Raw genomic sequence first — 18521 nt, 5'->3', positions numbered from 1 at the left:
ATGACTTCGCCGTCGCACCCCGTCCGACGCTCGGAACTGGCAACACCCGCGTCCAACGAGCACATGTTCGCCAAGGCCGCCGCTTCGAACGCCGACCTCGTGTTCCTCGACCTCGAGGACGCCGTCGCCCCCGCACAACGGGAACAGGCCCGAGGCAAGGCCGTTCACGCACTCAACGACTACGACTGGGGCGACACCGTCCGCGCCGTGCGCATGAACGGCATCGACACCCGCTGGGCGTACGGCGACATCGTCGAGGTGCTCACCGGCGCCCGCGAGAACCTCGACGTCGTCATCGTGCCCAAGGTGACCGCGGCCCGCGACGTGTGGTGGGTCGACACCCTGCTCACCCAGGTCGAGGACACCCTCGGAATGACGAAACGGATCCGCCTCGAGGTACTCATCGAGGACGTCGCCGGTGTCGCACACGCCGAGGACATCGCCACATCGAGCCCGCGGCTGGACGCGCTGATCTTCGGGGCCGGCGACCTGTCCGTCTCGCAGGGCGCACGGGTCGACACCAACTTCCGGCCCCGCGACGAATATCCCGGCGATTTCTGGCACTACGCACGGATGAAGGTGCTCACCGCCGCCCGCATCGGCGGCCTGCTCGCGATCGACGCGCCGTACCCCGACTTCAAGGACGCCGCCGGATACGAACGGGAGGCCCGGCGTGCTGCGGCGCTGGGATTCAGCGGGAAATGGGCGATCCATCCGTCCCAGATCGAGATCGCCAACGACGTGTACTCGCCCACCGAGGACGAGATCAGCCGTGCGAAAAGGAATCTCGAAGCCTATCGCGAAGCGGAAGCCCAGGGACTCGGCGCGACCAGCGTCGACGGCCAGCTGGTCGATGCCGCGCACGTCAAGCTCGCCCTTGCGGTCCTCGAGCAGGCGCAGCGAGTGCGGCGCTGAGGATCGTCACCGACGGCACCGGTGGCCCGGATCGGCATCGGCCGGTCCGGGCCACCGGGTTCATCGCGTGTCCGTCACAGAATCTCGGTGCGCACGGTCCTGGTCGCAGCGACCATGTTCGCCAGCGACTCCTTCACCTCGGCCGGACCGCGGGTCTTGAGTCCGCAGTCCGGGTTGACCCACAGGCGCTCTGCCGGCACCGCGGCCAGCGCCTTGCGCAGCAACGAGGCGATCTCCTCGACACCGGGAACCCTCGGTGAATGGATGTCGTACACACCCGGGCCGACCCCGAGTTCGAACCCGGCGCCGTCCAGATCCGTGAGGATCTCCATATGCGAGCGCGCCGCCTCGATGGAGGTGACGTCGGCATCGAGCCGGGCGATCGCGTCGATCACTTCACCGAACTCCGAGTAGCACAGGTGCGTGTGGATCTGTGTGTCGTCGCGGACACCCGATGTCGCGAGCCGGAATGCGCCGACCGACCAGCCGAGGTACGCGTCCTTGTCCGCGGCGCGCAGCGGCAGCAGCTCACGCAGCGCCGGCTCGTCGACCTGGATGATCCCGACTCCTGCCGTCTCGAGGTCGATCGTCTCCTGCCGGATGGCGAGAGCCACCTGATCGGCGGTGTCGGCCAGCGGTTGGTCGTCGCGCACGAACGACCAGGCGAGGATCGTCACCGGTCCGGTGAGCATTCCCTTCACCGGCTTGGCACTCTGCGACTGCGCGTACGTGATCCAGTCGACGGTCATCGGGCTGTTGCGGGCGACGTCGCCGTACAGGATCGGCGGTCGCACGCACCGGGTTCCGTAGGACTGCACCCAGCCGTTGTCGGTGGCGAAGAAGCCATCGAGCTGTTCGGCGAAGTACTGCACCATGTCGTTGCGTTCCGGCTCACCGTGCACGAGGACGTCGAGGCCCAGCTCTTCCTGAAGGGCGATGACGTCGTCGATCTCGGCGCGCATGCGGTGGACGTACTCGCCCTGTTCGATGCGGCCGGCCCGCAGGTCCGCGCGAGCGATTCGGATCCGGGACGTCTGCGGGTACGAGCCGATCGTCGTGGTCGGCAGGGCGGGCAACCCGAGACGATCCTGTTGGACGCCACGCCGCTCGGCCGCCGGTGTGGTGCGGCAGCGGCCGGGGCCGAGCGCGTCGAGATCCGCACGGACCTGGGCATTGTGGAGACGAGGGTCGCTCCGGCGCACCGCCGCGGCGGTCCGTGAGGAGGCCAACGCGTCGGAGACGGCGTCACGCCCGTCGCTCAGTGCGGTCGCGAGTGTGACCACTTCGCGTTCCTTCTCTTCACCGAATGCCAGCCAGCAGCGCAACGATTTGTCCAGCCGGGTCTCGGCAGCGACGGTGTACGGCACGTGCAGCAGGGAGCACGACGTCGAAACCGCCACTGTTGCTGCCACATCGCGCAGCCCGATGAGGGTCGTGAGGGACTGCTCGAGGTCGTTCCGCCAGATGTTGCGGCCGTCGACGACGCCGGCAACCACCAGCTTGCCGGCCAGTTCCGGAACATCGGTGAGCGAATCCGCAGAACCACTGACCAGGTCGACCGCGATTCCGTCGACGGCTGTGCGTGCGAGTCGAGGAAGGGCCTCGCCGAGATGCCCGAAGTAAGAGGCGACGAGAATCGCCGGGCGATGCCGGACCTCACCGAGCCGCTGGTACACGGCGGTCACGGCATCGAGGGCGGTGTCGTCGAGGTCGGTGACCAGGGCCGGTTCGTCGATCTGCACCCAGGACGCTCCGGCGTCGCGCAGCCGGCCGAGCAGGGACGCGTACAGCGGGACCAGTTCGTCGAGCCGATCGAGCAACGAACCCTGACCGTCGACGGGCTTGCTCAGTTTCAGGAATGTGATCGGCCCGAGCACCACCGGGCGTGCCGGCACTCCCAGCGTGCGGGCGTGGGCGAGCTCCGCGAGCAGACGGGTGGCGTCGAGCCGGAACACGGTGTCCGGCCCGATCTCGGGCACCAGATAGTGGTAGTTGGTGTCGAACCACTTGGTCATCTCGAGCGGGGCGACCGTCGCGGTACCTCGGGCGGCCGCGAAGTAGCGGTCGAGGTCGTTGCGGATAACGGCGACTCGCTCCGGTACAGCACCGAGCATGAATGCCGTGTCGAGCACGTGATCGTAGAGGGAGAACGTGCCGACCGGGATCGAGTCGAGGCCCGCGGCGCGTTGCCTGGACCACGTGTCCGCGCGCAGTTGCGCGGCGACCGCTTCGAGACCCGGCCGCTCCAGGCGACCGGACCAGTAGGCCTCGATCGCCTTCTTCAGTTCGCGGTTGGGGCCGATACGTGCCGAGCCGAGCACGGTGGCCGTGAAAGGTGCTGTCGATACAGACATCAGGGATGGTTCTCCGGTGTTCGTCGCTGATGGCATACCACCCGACGAGCGCACGAATCACCGATACGAGCCCCTGCTTCGAACCCGGTTCGAAGTGTTCGCCGATCGGGTCGCGCACCCATTCCACGAGGTGGCATACCGTCGGACACGGCGTGTCCGACACGATCGGCAGGTCTTCGGACTCGCAGGCGCTCCACATCCGTGTCCGGACGGGAACCTACTGGCCGTCGCTTCCCGGAACCGGCTGGGCTCCAGTGCTGATGACGGCGTTCGTTCCTGCATACCGCTGCGGGACAGTCCCGGATTCACACCGGGTTCCCTCTCGCACCCGGCAGGGTGCTTCGACGCGCGTGCGTTGTCTTCGGGGCTCCTCACGACAGGCACGGCGAACCGCTCGCAGCGTCGACTATATAACCCTGCCGATCACGTAGCGGACACCGCCCGTTGTCGACCGGCAACGGCATTTCACGAGTGCCGGAAACCCTGACCGGCGCGATCCCGAGGGTCCGGTGCCAGCCCCGGGAAATCCGCGCGGATTCGGTCCCACGCCTCGAGATGTGCCCAGATCGGCTCGTCGGTCAACTCTTGGGTGTTGGTGAGGAACGGGGTGGGCAACATGACCGTCAGCACCTGCTCGTCGCGGTCGTTGAACAATCGCAGACCCCACGAGACGGCGGTGTCGTCCTTGCCGATCCGGCGGTACATCTCCGCCCGGGCGCAGCGGCGGATCCGGCCGAGTCCCGGTCCGCTCGCGGTGTGTTCACCGATGCACACGTGGAAGTGCCACCGTCCGAAGTCGACGGTGACGTACCCGTCGTACATTCCGATCTTCCTCGGTGCGTTCGGCGCTGCCACTTCGAGCGCCGAACCTTCGATGAGCAGACGGAACCACATCTCGTTCCAATAGTCCTCGAACAACACTCGCACCAGACTCAGCAGGCTGTCCTGGTCGGTGGGCAGCGGCCGACACTGTTCCCGCCCGCCGTCCTCGGTGACGGCGACCTCGGGATCGAAAATGACTGTCACAGAATCTCCTTCGAGTATGCGCCCGGCAGAGCGGGAAAGACGCAATCGCCGCACGCCCTCTCGGCCATGTCCGACACCACCGCGTCGCGGGTTGCGGGGTCGCGCAGTTCGAAGGTCGCACGCCACGCGTCGTCGACGGGACCGGTACCCACGCGGAAGTACGGACTCCACCCGGCGATCCGCTCGAGCACCTCGACCGCGTCAGACACGACGATCCTCCGGCTCGAGATCGAACACCACCGTGCGGGGATCGAACCTCATCCGCCCACGATCGAAAGCCGCCCCGATACGACCGGATTCAGCCAGGGCCGAGGGACTGTCACACGTCAGTGTCCGATCGGCGGCGAGCAGCCACATCCGATCCGACACCCGCAACGCGAGCTCGAGCTCGTGCGTGGACATCACCACCGCCAAATTCTGTTCCCGGGCCAGGCGCCCCAGGACATCGACGAACTCGACCCGCGACGGCACATCCAGGAACGAGGTGGGTTCGTCGAGCACCAGTAGGGACGGATCCTGGGCGAGGGCACGCGCGGTGAGACCGCGTTGGCGCTGACCGTCGGACAGTTCACCGAACTGCCGCGATGCCAGTTCCGAGGCACCGACAGCGTCGAGTGCCCAATCCACTGCGGCCCTGTCCTCGGGAGAAAGCCGGGCACTCGCGGGCAAATGCGGAGTCCGGCCGAGCGCGACCAGTTCACGCACCGTGAGCAGGCCCGGATCGATACTTTCGGTGAGCACCACCGAGATGCGGGTCGCGAGGTCCGCAGGCTTGATCGTCGCGATGTCCTGGCCGTCGATGAGGACGCGCCCGCGCAGGGCCGGCTGCAGACCGCACAAGCGCAACAGCGTCGACTTGCCGGCACCGATCGGTCCGACGAGCGCAGCGAGTTCTCCGCGCCGGGCGACGGCGTGGAGACCGGTGGCGATCTGCGTGATGTCCCCACGGCGCAGTGGTCGACGGCCTCGGACCGAGGAGTTTCGGCCCGTCCAAGTACGCCCTGGTGCGCATCAGCTCGAGTTCATCCCCTCAACGACGGAACCGCAGCCCTACGTGGAGGTCGACCACCTGGCCCGGGAGCCGGTGGATCGAGATGCACCTCGACCACCAGCGGTCCCCTATCAGTGTGATCCGAGTGCGCAGTTCGGTGTGACTACCGCCCGGTTAGAACCGTCAACCGGTCTGCTACCCGGCGCGATACGGCACAGGTGACCATCCCTCCACCATCCTCGATCTCTCGGTCCGTCCTCTCATGGAAACCGACGGGTGATGGCCGAGATGATCTCGTCCGGCGCGTACTCCTGGACGAAGTGCCCGGCACGGGGCAGTTCGACGACGTCGAGATCGGCAAATGCCGCACGTATCCGCGGGATACACGTTCCCGGACGAAAAACGATGTCCCGCATCCCCCACACCGCCAGGGCCGGCTTGTGCCCCAGCAGAGCGGGTACGTCCCGGGCGAGACGGTCCAACAGCGGGCGGGCGGCGCGAATTTCCCTGGGCATGACCGCAAGCCCTCGTCGCGATCTCTCCGTCGGTTGCACCTGGCGGTAGTGGTCGGCCTCCGCCTCGGTGAGCGTGCCGCCCAGCTCGCCGAGCAGAAATCGCTCCACCAGCAGGTTCTTCCCGAGAATGCGTCTTTGCATGGGACCGCTGCTCATGATTGCGCTGAACGCCCGATTGGCCAGCGGCTCGATCGGCCAGAACACCGTGTTGCCCAGCACAACCCCTCTGACTCTTCCTGCCCGTTCGGTCGCCGCGCTCAGTCCGATGGGTCCGCCCCAGTCATGCCCCATCACCACGAAGCCATCCAATTGCAGGTGGTCGATCAGTTCGCCGAGCACCGTCGAGTGCTCGGCGATCCTGTAGTCGAAATCCTCCGGCCGTTCGGACAGCCCGAAGCCCAGATGGTCCACTGCGATGCACCGATACCGGTCACGCAGACCCTCCACGATGTGGCGGTAGAGGAAACTCCACGTCGGTGAACCGTGGCAGAACAGGATCGGCGGTCCGAATCCCTCATCGAGGTAGTGAACCCGACCCGCAGAAGAGTCGAACCATCGCGACTCGAACGGATACAGGGTCTCGTCGGGAACGAAATCGATCATCATCTGGCGCCCTCCCCTTCCGGACCATCTCTTCGTGCCGTTCGGCGAGAACGGAGCAGATCCACCGCCTCCAGCCCGTCCCCGACCACAGATCCGCTACATCTGTAGCGTCTCTGGATCTCAGGCTACACCTGTAGCATGAGAATGTGTCCACACGAGTGTCCGGCGCCGATGAACGCCGAGAACTGATCGCGAACAGCGCCATTCGCATTATTTCCCGCGATGGCCTGCGCGCGCTCACCCATCGGGCAGTCGATCAGGAGGCCGGAATCCCGCAGGGCTCGACCTCCCACCACGCGCGAACCCGACTCTCACTACTCGAACTCGTAGTCGAAACGCTCGCCGAACGGGCGATAGCGGACGCCGAACATGCCGCACGCGCGCTGAACACATCGTCTCGAGGCGAACGCCGCCTGAGCGTCGCCGAGCTTGCCGGCATCATCGCCGCGCTCGTCGACAGACTCGCGGAACGCCGGGACGACATGAAAGCCCGCTACGCACTCATCCTCGAACTCGATGACTCCCCCTCGCTGCAGCGGAAACTGACGACCCGGTCCACAGTCCACGCGATCACCCGAGAGGTGACCTCGTCCCTCCTCGCCAGCGCGGGTCTCATCAATTCCGACGAACGGATCGAGGAGCTGATCTCGCTCACGGATTCCCTGGTCTTCACGAGAACGGTCATCCGCGCGACCATTCCTCTGGAATCCATCCTCGCCGCCTACCTGCGAGGTGTTGTCCCGATTCCGGCCGATTCGACCGACAAGTCGTGAGATCCGACGTAGGTCTGGTCGACGTGAACCGACGCTTGATCCAGTTCCGCAGGGATGCCGCCAGGCAGTTGGGAACAGCCTCGCGGAGGGCGGTGCGGGAGACGTTCACCTGTGGCGGTTCATGTTGGCCTGCAGCAGGGTTGGACCTTGCGACCGGACGAACAGCTCACTTTTCCGCCGGACCCGACACGCCCGACGTGGACGAGGATTGTCGCCGATTCAGGGGACGGTGTAATCGCGGTTCCAGCGGAGGGAAGACGAGGCTCAACACCGCACCGATTGTGAAGTAGCTACGGAGGAGGCGAAACAAGAGATACGCGGGAACATGCCGGACCGATCGGCGCCACCAGAAGAAACAGACGAGCAATGCCAAGGTCATCTGCATCCCCAAAATGGTGGCGACTACCGGTTGCCAGCGGAGATAGTCGAAGGTGGAACGAAATACTCCCTCGACGAGGACTGCATAGATGAGGATGGGTACGAGCATTGCTCGCCGGGCCGAGTTGATGAGTTGGAATGGAAGGACGAAGGCGCCTGCCATGGATCGTCGATCGAGCAAGGTTCCTCGATTGTGCGCCGTGATGTGGTAGATGCTTCGAAACCATCGGATTCGTTGTTCGCGGAGGTGTGCATAAGAGCGAGGGGTTTCGCTGTAGTAGAGAGCTTTTGGGTCCGCAACGGTGTGGTAGCCTGCCGAGTCCATTCGGAGGCAGATGTCGGTGTCCTCACCGTTCATTCCCTCGACGATGCCACCCACCTGCAAGAGCGCACTTCGCCGGTAGACGGAGAACATCCCGGGTACGCCGAGAACCCCCTGGTATCCGTCGAGTGATACCTGGAAGAATCCGTGTCGGAGCAGGACTTCCACCAAACGGACCTTGTCGATCCACGTCTCCAGCTTTCTGGGTAGCGGCAGTCCGCCCACCGAGCCGACCTTCGGGTCGGCGAAATGCCGTAACGCAGTCTGCAGGCAGCCCGGGGCGATTACGGTATCGGCATCGATCCGAACCACGAACTGTTCTCGGATATGGGCAAGCCCCAAATTGAGGGCGATGGCCTTGCCGGGGATGCTGCATTCGAGGACTTCCCCTGTAACAACGGCACACTCGGAAATGGATTGTTCGGCGACGGCGACTGTCGAGTCGGTGGAGGCGTTGTCGACGATGTAGACGTGGATGTGCTCAGGGTACGAGGCTGCTGCGCGGTCGATCGCGAAGATCGTCGCCGCGATGTCGTGGGCTTCGTCGTGTGCAGGTACCAGCACGGCCAACGGTGGCGCGAACTCGAGCCGGCGAGATCGTCCGAGGGCCCGCCATCCGAAATACGCGGTGAACGCGGCGAACAGTTGCTGTACGAGGAAGAGGCCCGGGCCGACACCTCCCAGCAGCGCGAACATCTTGAGGTCGACGACCGCTCGGATGAACACCTGTTCGATCAATGCGGCGACGACCACGGCGAGAGTCAGGCAGAGGAACAAGCGGAGATATGCATTCGACGGTGTCCGAGGGGAGATGGGCCCGTGCCCTGCCGGCGGGAGTTTGGCGTGTCGCATGATCGTGTGCGGGAAGATCGCGAGCGCCAGCAGGGCAGAGATCACCTGTTGTGTGAATATCGTCAATGAGACCAGTTCGAGTTCGTGGAGCACCCACCCGAGCAGGTCGACGACGACGCATGTCGCTGCGAACTTTCCGAGCAGCGACAAGCCGATGCACAGGCGGCGCCATCTGTTCGAGTAGGCGTAGACGGCGAAGGTGATGAAGAAGACGATGATGAACAACCGTGTCGGCACCGCGACGTTTCCCCTACCGGCGGCGAGAATCACCGGATCGTGCTTGCTCACGACTCCGGTGTGCACCAGCAGGGTCAGGATGCACAGCGCGACGATGCTGACGCCGGTGAACGTGATGAGGAAGCCGTTGCTCGCACTCGCCGGTCGGTCGACCGCGTACCCTGCGGGCGCACTGTCGACCGACCGGTAGTGGTCGGTGATCGCGCTGGGTGCCGACGCGTCGCGTCGTGTAGTGGTCATCGTGGTGTATTCGTGGAAACCAGTGCGCCTTCGGCGTCGAGCGAGAAGGTGCCTCCGGGGGTGGCCACGTTGACGCACTCGCGGCCGAACGAGGGAAGTGGAGCACGTCCGGCCTCACCCACTGCCTGGATCGACAGGCCTCGGCTCGCACCCGGCCCTGTCGCGCACTGGATCACGGCGCCGTTTTCGAACGAGGAAAGATCCAGAACCGGATTGTCGCTGCTACCGGCAGTGAGACGACCGTCCTCGACGTGTGCGACCGTGGCCACCTCCGAACTGGATCCGACCACCACGAAGGAGGTCCCCGGAACAGGTGGCGTATTCCACTGGTAACCAGGATTTGATTGCGAGGGAACGATTTCGGCGATGACGGGGACGGAGGCGTTGAGGAGTTCGATCGCCGTCGAACTCTCGGTGTCGGGAAAGTAGACGGTGTATCCGGTGGCGAGGTCGCGGGGCATCGCCGTGAACCCTGCTCCGGGTTCGTCGCCGAGGACGAACCCGGAGGTGCCGAGCAGTTGAATCGGATAGCTCGTGGGGCGCACGTCGCAGCCGCCGAGGTCGCGGTCGCGCTGCACGGTGAGTTTCAGGGTGTTGGCGAGCAGCTGAGTTGCCGGCGGTAGTGGGACGACGACTGGATCCGGTGAATCGAGTCGTCGGCTGTCGACGAGTTGACCGTTGAGAGTGACGTTCAGAATCCAGGTGAGATCGGCCGGCGACGCAGGTAGTCGCAGATCCACCCGCACGGCTTCGGGGAGACGACCATCCGGTAGATCGGCAATGGAGTATCCGACGGTCCAGGTATGTGAATCGGTGATCTCGACTTCAGTGAGATCTGCCCCGTGAGCTGCGAGGCTCGCGGGATCTGCGGCCGGCGCCGTCACGAGTGCTTGCGGATCGGATATTGCGGTATCGGCGGTGGTCGCGGCAGCCGTCGACAGGAAGAGGGCCGTGAGATCGGCCTGTGGTTCGACGATACCGAGAACGGGTGTGGTGTCGATCGTTCCCAGCGAGATGCCGCCACTGTTCGAACCGTCGTCGTTCGCCTCTGTTCCGGTCCACCCGGCCACATCGGACAACCGCACCGCCGGACCGAGCAAGATCGTGTCGGACGGGCCCGATTCGGGGACGGTCTCGGAGAACGCGACATCGTATCCCGCTCTCGTCAGCCTGATTCCGACATCCGCCGCGGTCGAGCGCCATTCGTCGCTCTGGTCTGTCAGAACGACCGTCACGGTGCGGTTCAGTGCTGCGAGGGCATCACGGACGGTATGCACGGGATCGGACAGAGCAGCTTCGACGACCGTCCCCGGATCGAGGTGGATGACCGTCCCCGGCGACTGGTCCGGTGTGCACACTGCCGTGTGCAGTATTCCGTGGGTACTGACACGGACCCGCACATGGCCGTCCTCTGCCGTCCAGGCAGGAATGGCGATCGCCGCGTCGAGTGGGTTGTTGCCGTGCGGCAGCTGGGCTTCGTACACTTGCTGGCCATCCATCGCGACAGTGATGAACGCTGTGCTGTCCTCGGCGACCTGAGTGGTTCCGGTAAGACGCAGTCGGGTGTCCTCGCGGGCAGAGTCCACGGGAAGCGACACGAGGAACGAGGTGGATGAAGAGTCATCCGTCAGCCACGTGCCGTCGATACGTCCCAGTCCCGCCAGCGTTTTCGTGAAGTGCCGATCGGCAGGAACGTCCAGGTCGGCGATGCTGTCACTGTCACCGGAAGCCCTGAACCAGACCGGCCGCACGACGACGAAGGCCAACAGCAGGGCTGCCGCGAGGCCCAGGATCCACCAGGCAGACCGCGGAATCGGACGGTCCTTCTCGCCGGGAAAATAGTCCGGGGTCTGCGGATCTTCTTCTCGAAGAATGCCGTTCGTGGGTTCGTCGTCGCCGGAGCTCGTGCTACCGGAAGGTGCAGTTTCGTCAGCCATAGACGTGTTCCTCCGCTGCTGCCCGGCGGGACCGGTTCCAGTACGACGTCGACACGATACGATCCCGTTCGATGCGATCCGCGTACTTCTGCGCGATCTCCACAGACTCCGTCAACAGGCCGGTCGCCAGGTAGATCGGTTCCAATCCGAGGCCCACGAGTCGGTCGTTCCGTACCCGAAGCTCGTTCTCATCGGCTTCCTTGCGAGGGTTGGGCACCAACTCGACCTCGGCACCGACGAGGTCGGCAACAAGGTGCGCCAGGTCGATGACCCGGTGGGTTTCGGTCACCTGGTTCATCACGCGTACTCGTCCTGATACCTCTGCACCGGATTCCACCGCCAACCGGATGCAACGGACTGTGTCGCGAATATTGATGAAGGCCCGGGTCTGTCCGCCGGTGCCGTGGACTGTCAATCGATGACCGATCGCTGCTTCTACCAGGAACCGGTTGAGAACCGTTCCGTAGTCTCCATCGTAGTCGAACCTGTTGACGAGCCGTAGATCGAGTTCGGTTTCGTCGGTCTGCGTACCCCAGACGATTCCTTGGTGGAGATCGGTGATGCGTACACCGTCGTTGTTCGCGTAGAACTGGAACAGTAGCTGGTCCAGCGACTTGCTGAGGTGGTACACGCTGCCCGGCTGCGTGGGATAGAGAATTTCCCGACTGTGATTCCGCCCCGTCCTGTCGGGATACGCGACGGTGAGATAGCCCTCGGGGAGATCCATCGGCACGGATTCGTAACCGTAGACCCCCATCGTACCCAGATGAACGATATGGCAATCGAGACCCGATTCCACCACGCCCGCGAGGAGATTGTGGGTGACGGCCACGTTGTTCTGGATCGTATATCGCTTGTGGGCTGAGGATTTCATCGAGTACGGTGCCGCACGCTGTTCGGCGAAGTGCACCACCGCGTCCGGCCGCTTCGTTGCCAGGAGATCCGTCAGTGCCGAATAGTCTTCGGCAAGATCCATTTCCACGAAGTCGATCGACCTGCCGGTCACGCTCTTCCAGGCGTCGAGACGCTCGGGCAGCAGTCGTATCGGCGTCAGTGACCGAACACCGAGCTCATCATCGATACGTCGCCGCACACAGCTGTCGACGATGGTCACATCGTGTCCGTGTGCGGACAGGTGTAATGCGGTTGGCCAGCCGCAGAATCCGTCACCACCGAGAATGAGTAGCTGCATGGGTCACCTGCTGAGTCGTCGACCGGGCCGTTCAGAGAAGGTCTCGGCGTAATCGGAGAGTCTCTGCACACGCTGTGCGCGCTGATACGAGTAGGAACTGAAAGTCGCGTACCGAGTAGAGCGCAGGCCAGAACGATTCGGGTTCGTTGCGCTCATCGATGAGCGTCAACCGTTCCACCGGAGACTCCGAGGGCGAATCATCCGAAGGGCAACGCCGTTCGGTCGGCACCATGTTGGTGCAGCTTGCCGGAACGTGCCGTCGCGCCCCACGAGTGCGATGCTGCCGATGGTTTGCTCGCGCTCGACGTGGATATACGGACTGAGCCGATGGAGGTGGGGGCGTTCACCCGCCCCGAGCATGTTCCGGCTCGATTGCACGCATGGAATCGAGTGAATGTCCTGCTCGAGTATCCTCGTTCCTCTGTTCTGATCGGTCGTGGTCACAACTACGGCTCCTGATTCAGAGACTGCATTTACTCTCGATCGTCTGTCCGCGTTGCCGAACTTATCGCAAACGAATCCGGTTTGCGTGGTGAACGAAACATGCAGGAGAACGATTCGACGGCTCGGGGTGGGAGCGCACCATCCCGTCCGACCACGTCGGCGCGTTGACCCCGACAGCGCGGTTCGTGCGGGACGGCAGGCGGATTGGACCTTGTGACCTCGGACTCGGCGCACTCGCCCCCTGGGTGAACATCCGACCGCTCACCCATCCGCCTCCTCTCCTCGGCCTCTCACGCTTCCGTACCCGCTCGCCGACCGGCTATCCGCTGACGTCATCGTCACAGCGCACGACTGCGGGCCGAGCGGATCCCTACACGGCGTCGCCGGCACTCGACGCCACCCGAGGCACCGGCGAGAACGCCGGTCACGCCCACAACACCCGCGTCTGCTGCATCCGACTGCATCACCTCACGACCTCGTCGATTCGAGAGCTGCGAGGCGAGCGGCACGCGCAGAATCAGGGGCGTGCTCGACTCCTGGTCGCCACCGACGCCGATGCTCGCCGCCTTGAGAATTCCCCCGGTCGGCGGCGGGTGGGCGTTCGAGATGAAGTGGGATGGACAGCGCGCGATCGCGATGACGCGCGGCGGGCGGTGCCGCCTGTTCAGCCGCAACGGACGCGACATCACCGGCACCTTCCCCGAACTCCCCGACGCGGTCATGGCCGCGCTCAGGGGACGGAACGCGATTGTCGACGGGGAGATCGTCGCCCTCGACGAGAAGGGCCGGCCGTCGTTCTCGCGACTGCAACAGCGGATGCACGTCCAGCGCCCCACCCGGCAACTGCGCGACAACGCGCCCGTCGTCTACCAGCTGTTCGATGTGCTCGACGTGGACGACGAGCCCACAACCGCCCTGACCCACCTCGAGCGCAGATCCGTCCTGGATACTTTCGTGCACGATCACTCTCACGCACAAGCGCCTCCGTACCGGACCGACACCGACGGACGGACACTCCTCGGCATTGCCCGCAACCATGGATGGGAAGGGATCGTAACGAAACGCACTTCGTCGGTGTATCTGCCCGGAAGACGTTCCCCCACCTGGACGAAAACGCCCCTGCGCGCCGACACGGAAGCGATCGTCGTCGGGTGATTGCCCGGATCCGGTTCCGCCAGCGGCGGTATCGGCTCGCTGATCCTCGCCGCCCATGACGACGACCGGAACCTGGTCTACATCGGCAACGTCGGAACCGGGTTCACCACAGCGATGCGACGTCGATTGCGTTCGCAGCTCTGAACACTGAACTCGCCACCAGTCCCCTCGATCCCGCGCCACCTGCACGGGAAACTCGCGGCGCTCACTGGGTCGAGCCGATCCTTGTCGGCGACGTCGGCCTACCCGGACGAGACTGACTCGCCGCGCGCTGTGCGAGCCCGCCTTACGTGTGTCGGCGGCAACCAGTAGCCCTGGATGTGTCCGGACACCGGTGGTGGAGGCCGGAAGGTCAGGGTCTACCCGTAAGAACCGTCGGCGGCGACCGGATATCGTGAGCATTGGGCCGCCGGCCGGTATCAGACGGTGAGCAGGACCTTGGTGGCGCGGCGCTCGTCCATCGCCCGGTACCCCTCCGGCGCCTGCTCGAGAGGCAGGGTCAGATCGAACACCTTGCCGGGATCGATCTTTCGCTCCCAGATCAATCGGATCAGGTCGGGCAGGAACCGACGGACCGGCGCCGGGCCACCGTGCAGGTGCACCCCCGAGAAGAACAGCGTGAGCCCGTCGAGGGACACGTCGTGAGAGACCCCGACGTAACCGACGTGCCCGCCCGGGCGCGTCGCGTCGATGGCCTGCATCATCGACTCCTGGGTACCGACCGCCTCGATCACGCTGTGCGCGCCGAGCCCTTCGGTGAGTTCGTTGATCCTGGCCACCCCGGCGTCGCCGCGTTCCTCGACGATGTCGGTGGCGCCGAATTCGCGGGCCAGGGCTTGTCTGTCGGCGTGTCGGCTCATCGCGATGATCCGTTCCGCGCCGAGTTCCCTGGCCGCCAGGATCCCGAGCAGTCCGACCGCACCGTCACCGACCACTGCCACGGTTTTCCCGGGACCGGCTTCGGCGGCCACGGCGGCGAACCAGCCGGTGCCGAGCACATCCGATGCCGCGAGCAGTGACGGAATCAGATCGGTGTCTGGCTCGCCGGGGGTCGCGACGAGCGTGCCGTCGGCCAGTGGGATGCGGGCGTACTCGGCCTGGGTGCCGATCGCGCCCATGGGGTGGGCGTGCACGCACCGGGACTGGTACCCGGCCCGGCAGATCTCACAGGTGTTGTCCGAGGCGAAGAACGATCCGACGACGAAGTCGCCGACCTTCACATTTCGCACTTCGCCGCCGATCTCGGTGACCACCCCGACGTACTCGTGGCCCATCGGGGTGTGGTCGACGTCCTCTGCACCCCGATAGGGCCACAGGTCGGACCCGCAGATGCACGACGCCGCGACACGGATGATCGCGTCGGTGGGTTCGACGATCGTCGGATGTTCCCGCTCTTCGACCCGGACATCGCCGGGGGCATACATGACGACTCCACGCATGGTGGTTCTCTCCTTCACTGGGTGACTTTCGCGGGGATGGTCGACGCCGCTTCCGTCGGTGTCGCTGTTGTGGGTCGGTTGACGAGGGCTCGTGCGGTGACGGCGGCGAACAGGACGGCACCGGTCGTGACGAGACCGAGGGGCAGGATGCTGGTGGCTCCGGCGACACCGACCAGCGGCGCCGCGACACCACCGAAGCCGAATCGCACCGCGCCGAGCAGCGACGAGGCGGTTCCGGCCAGCTGCGGGTACCCGGCGAGCGCGAGTGTGGTGGCGGGAGGCGAGGAACTCGCGACACCGGCGGCGAGCAGGAACAACGAAACGATCACCACCCACAGGGGCATCCTCACCGACCCGGAGGCGAGAAGACCGAGTGCTCCGCCTCCCGCGAGCAGAACACCCACGGCGAGGGTGCCGCGGATGCTCCATCGTTCCGAGGCCCGTCCGGCGAGGTACCCGAAGACCATGAATCCGGCCGAGTTGAGTCCGAATGCCAGCGCGTACTGCTGCGGGGACAGACCGTAGATGTCCTGCAGGACGAACGTCGATCCGGACAGGTACGCGAACAGCGCCGCATACAGGAAACCCTGGCCGACGACCGCGCCGACGAACACGCGGTCCGCGAGCAGCGTCCCGAAGTCCCGGGCGGCGTCGGTCACTCCACCGCGCGTTCGCCGCCCGGCCGGAAGGGTCTCGCGGAACGTCACACACGCGGCGGCGAGGATGACCGCGCCGACCACGGCGAGAAACACGAACAGGCCACGCCAGTCGGTGACGGTGTCGAGCAGGCCACCGAGGAGGGGTCCGACGACGGCGGCGAAACCGCCGACCACGGTCACCCTCCCGTAGAAACGGATCAGGGCGCCGCCGGCGTAGATGTCGCGGCCCGCCGCTTGCGCGATGACGATGCCCACCCCACCCGCGATGCCCTGCACGAGCCGCGCGAGGACGAGAAGTTCGATGGTGGGGCTGACCGCGCACAGCGCCGACGTGACGACGTAGGCAACGGTGCCGGCAAGAAGCACACCGCGCCGCCCGAATCGATCGGAGACCGGCCCCGCGACGAGCTGCCCGCCCGCGAGACCCACGAGGCAGGCGGTGACCGTAAGTTGCGCGACGGAGGTGGCCGTACCGAAATCGGCACTCAGCGCCGGCAGGGCCGGCAGATAGAGGTCCATCGAGATGGGACCGAACACCGTCAGCACGAGCAGCAGGGTCGGAAGCGTGCGATTCATCACGGCCCGGCCGGGAGCGTTCGGTGCGGTCATGGGACACAAGCCTGGCCCGGTGCCCGCGGGTGTGGGAGGCCCTGAGAAGGGGTGTACCGACAGGGCACCCCTCACCAGCGGTGATCGGCCTAACCTCGGGACTGTGGACAATCGAGCCGAGGTACGCGAGTTCCTGATGACCCGCCGCGCCCGGATCACCCCCGAGACGGCGGGAATCACTGCCGGCGCCAACCGCCGCGTCGCGGGTTTACGACGCAGCGAAGTCGCCGCTCTCGCCGACGTCAGCGTCGAGTACTACGCCAAACTCGAACGTGGCGCCATCGCGGGTGCATCGGCATCCGTACTCGACGCGATCGCCCGGGCACTGCAGCTCGACGACACCGAACACGCCCATCTGCTCGATCTGGCGCGTGCCGCCGACGGCATTCCCACCAGCGGTCGCTCCCGGCGGCGCGCAACCAAACCGGCACCACCCCGGCCGAGCCTGCAGTGGGCGCTAGCCTCGATCACCGACGCCGTGGCCTTCGTGCGTGATCAACGCCAGAACCTGCTGGCCACAAACGATCTCGGTCGTGCGTTCTACTCCCCTGTCATCGGCGACAGCGGCCGCACTCCCAACCTCGCACGCTTCCAGTTCCTCGACCCCGCCGCACGCGACTTCTATCCCGATTGGGATCGCTTCGCGGAAATGTGCGTGGCCGTCATGCGCGCCGAAGCGGGCCGCGACCCTCACGACAAGGCGATGCAGGACCTCGTCGGTGAACTCTCCACCTGTAGCGAAACGTTCCGCACGCTGTGGGCGGCGCACAACGTCCGCACACACGGTGCCGGCACGAAACGATTCCGCCACCCGATCGTCGGCGAGCTCGTACTCGCCTACGAGGAACTCGCTCTCACCGCCGAGCCCGGCCACGTAATGCTGATCTACACCGCCGAACCCGGTTCCCGGTCGGCCGAGCGGCTCCGGCTGCTCGCCTCCTGGACGGCAGAACACCGCGTCCGCGAATCCGACACCGCCGCGACTCGGCCGTCATCCGGCGCAGGCGACGAAGGCTGAACAAACCCGCATGCTCCATGAGCCTGCCCGTGACCAAACCGTTATAGTCAGCGTCATGACGTCAGTTCTCGGTGTATCGGTCGGTGCCAGCGCTGTGCGCGTCGCGCGCCGTGACACCGAGAGCCTCGACGGTCCGATCTTCCGATCGCGACCGGTGACCGCGACTCTCGAACGGCCGGAAGAACCGGCCGCAGAATCCATTGCCACGGCACTCACCGAAACCGACGAGATCGGCGAGGTACACGCCATCGGCGTTGCGTACCGGAACGAGGCGCAGGCCGGTGCCGCCCACGCCGCGATGACCCGATTGGACATCGACAACTTCCACGTGGTCCCCGAAGTGACGGCCGCGCTCGGGATGCTGGAAACGTCCGGGAGTCTCGGCGAAACGCAGACGCTCGTGTTCTACGACCTCGGCAGCTCCGGCCTCACCGTCACCGTCGTCGACCGAACCACCGGAATCGTCCTGAGCAGCGCCCGCTCGGACCGGATCAGCGGTGACCTCGTCGACCGGCTGATCTACGACCACCACCTCGAACTGCACCGCTTCACCCAGCCCGCCGACGCTGCAGCACAGCTCGCCCTACGCCGTGTGCATGCCGGGTGAGGGCGGTCTGCTGCTGCTCTCACAGGACAGCTTGGATTCGCTCATCGACGGTCCCGTGAAGACGTCGGCCCGCCTGGCCTGTGAGGTCATCCGCCGCTCCGGGCGCACCCCCGACGCCGCGGTGCTCATCGGCGGCGGTGCGAACATTCCGCTGGTCACCACCGTGATGGAATCCTGGCTCAACCTTCCGGTGATCGTGCCCGCACAGCCCGAACTCGTGGCGGCGGAAGGTGCGGCGCTGCTGGCCCACCCGGC

At 65.5% G+C, this 18521-nt stretch carries 15 protein-coding genes, 1 pseudogene and 1 riboswitch; of the genes and pseudogenes, 6 read left to right on the top strand and 10 right to left on the bottom strand.

The window, feature by feature from the left end; all coding sequences use genetic code 11:
* Positions 1–915, top strand: a complete 915-nt coding sequence (locus A8G15_RS29140; protein WP_068166676.1) for an HpcH/HpaI aldolase/citrate lyase family protein — start codon at positions 1–3, stop codon at positions 913–915.
* A gap of 74 nt (positions 916–989) precedes the next feature.
* Here A8G15_RS29140 and metE read toward each other — a convergent pair whose 3' ends face one another.
* The 5 genes from metE to A8G15_RS29115 form a co-directional block, all read right to left on the bottom strand.
* Positions 990–3269, bottom strand: a complete 2280-nt coding sequence (metE, locus tag A8G15_RS29135; RefSeq protein WP_068166675.1) for a 5-methyltetrahydropteroyltriglutamate--homocysteine S-methyltransferase — start codon at positions 3267–3269, stop codon at positions 990–992.
* A 153-nt stretch (positions 3270–3422) separates the two neighbouring features.
* Positions 3423–3630: riboswitch (cobalamin riboswitch) on the bottom strand.
* A gap of 104 nt (positions 3631–3734) precedes the next feature.
* Positions 3735–4295: a DUF7676 family protein gene (locus tag A8G15_RS29130; protein ID WP_082900245.1), complete on the bottom strand. Its 561-nt coding sequence runs from the start codon at positions 4293–4295 to the stop codon at positions 3735–3737.
* Positions 4292–4504, bottom strand: coding sequence for a hypothetical protein (locus A8G15_RS29125; protein WP_068166674.1), 213 nt, complete (start codon positions 4502–4504; stop codon positions 4292–4294). Before A8G15_RS29125 ends, A8G15_RS29130 begins: the two co-directional genes overlap by 4 nt.
* Complete coding sequence (locus A8G15_RS29120; RefSeq protein ID WP_425415141.1) at positions 4497–5234, bottom strand: ABC transporter ATP-binding protein; 738 nt, start codon at positions 5232–5234, stop codon at positions 4497–4499. Before A8G15_RS29120 ends, A8G15_RS29125 begins: the two co-directional genes overlap by 8 nt.
* A gap of 312 nt (positions 5235–5546) precedes the next feature.
* Positions 5547–6407 (bottom strand): haloalkane dehalogenase, encoded by an 861-nt coding sequence (locus tag A8G15_RS29115; protein ID WP_068166671.1) that lies wholly within the window; start codon positions 6405–6407, stop codon positions 5547–5549.
* A gap of 143 nt (positions 6408–6550) precedes the next feature.
* On the opposite strand from A8G15_RS29115, the gene A8G15_RS29110 reads away from it, so the two are divergent.
* A complete protein-coding gene (locus A8G15_RS29110; RefSeq protein ID WP_068166669.1) occupies positions 6551–7177 on the top strand; it encodes a TetR/AcrR family transcriptional regulator in 627 nt (208 codons plus the stop codon).
* Between the two features lie 166 nt (positions 7178–7343).
* On the opposite strand, the gene A8G15_RS29105 is transcribed toward A8G15_RS29110, so the two are convergent.
* The 3 genes from A8G15_RS29105 to A8G15_RS29095 all read right to left on the bottom strand — a co-directional run bounded on the left by A8G15_RS29105 (position 7344) and on the right by A8G15_RS29095 (position 12335).
* On the bottom strand, positions 7344–9017 hold the full coding sequence (locus A8G15_RS29105) for a glycosyltransferase family 2 protein (protein WP_245688063.1): 1674 nt from the start codon (positions 9015–9017) through the stop codon (positions 7344–7346).
* 185 nt (positions 9018–9202) lie between these two features.
* Positions 9203–11143, bottom strand: a complete 1941-nt coding sequence (locus A8G15_RS29100; protein ID WP_068166666.1) for a hypothetical protein — start codon at positions 11141–11143, stop codon at positions 9203–9205.
* Positions 11136–12335 (bottom strand): NAD-dependent epimerase/dehydratase family protein, encoded by a 1200-nt coding sequence (locus A8G15_RS29095; RefSeq protein ID WP_068166664.1) that lies wholly within the window; start codon positions 12333–12335, stop codon positions 11136–11138. Before A8G15_RS29095 ends, A8G15_RS29100 begins: the two co-directional genes overlap by 8 nt.
* Before the next feature lie 969 nt (positions 12336–13304).
* Between A8G15_RS29095 and A8G15_RS29090 the strand changes: the two genes are divergently transcribed.
* Together A8G15_RS29090 and A8G15_RS32170 are read left to right on the top strand one after the other, a co-directional pair.
* The gene (locus tag A8G15_RS29090) at positions 13305–13934 is read left to right on the top strand and encodes an ATP-dependent DNA ligase (protein ID WP_245688062.1); all 630 of its coding nucleotides are present in this window, start codon (positions 13305–13307) and stop codon (positions 13932–13934) included.
* Positions 13935–14078 (top strand): ATP dependent DNA ligase, encoded by a 144-nt coding sequence (locus tag A8G15_RS32170; protein WP_245688061.1) that lies wholly within the window; start codon positions 13935–13937, stop codon positions 14076–14078.
* A 275-nt stretch (positions 14079–14353) separates the two neighbouring features.
* Here the strand turns inward: A8G15_RS32170 and A8G15_RS29085 are convergent, their stop codons facing one another.
* Positions 14354–15373 carry a zinc-dependent alcohol dehydrogenase family protein gene (locus tag A8G15_RS29085; protein ID WP_068166720.1) on the bottom strand — a complete coding sequence of 340 codons (1020 nt, stop codon included), beginning with the start codon at positions 15371–15373 and terminating at the stop codon, positions 14354–14356.
* A 14-nt stretch (positions 15374–15387) separates the two neighbouring features.
* On the bottom strand, positions 15388–16641 hold the full coding sequence (locus A8G15_RS29080; RefSeq protein ID WP_068166660.1) for a multidrug effflux MFS transporter: 1254 nt from the start codon (positions 16639–16641) through the stop codon (positions 15388–15390).
* Positions 16642–16744: 103 nt separating this feature from the next.
* Between A8G15_RS29080 and A8G15_RS29075 the strand changes: the two genes are divergently transcribed.
* Positions 16745–17659, top strand: coding sequence for a helix-turn-helix transcriptional regulator (locus A8G15_RS29075; RefSeq protein ID WP_068166659.1), 915 nt, complete (start codon positions 16745–16747; stop codon positions 17657–17659).
* 55 nt (positions 17660–17714) lie between these two features.
* Positions 17715–18521, top strand: a pseudogene (locus A8G15_RS29070) (DUF7159 family protein); the annotation flags it as partial.

This window comes from Rhodococcus phenolicus (assembly GCF_001646785.1).
Classification (GTDB): domain Bacteria; phylum Actinomycetota; class Actinomycetes; order Mycobacteriales; family Mycobacteriaceae; genus Rhodococcus; species Rhodococcus phenolicus.
Note: the sequence above shows the minus strand (reverse complement) of the source record. Positions and strands in the feature narration are given on the sequence as shown.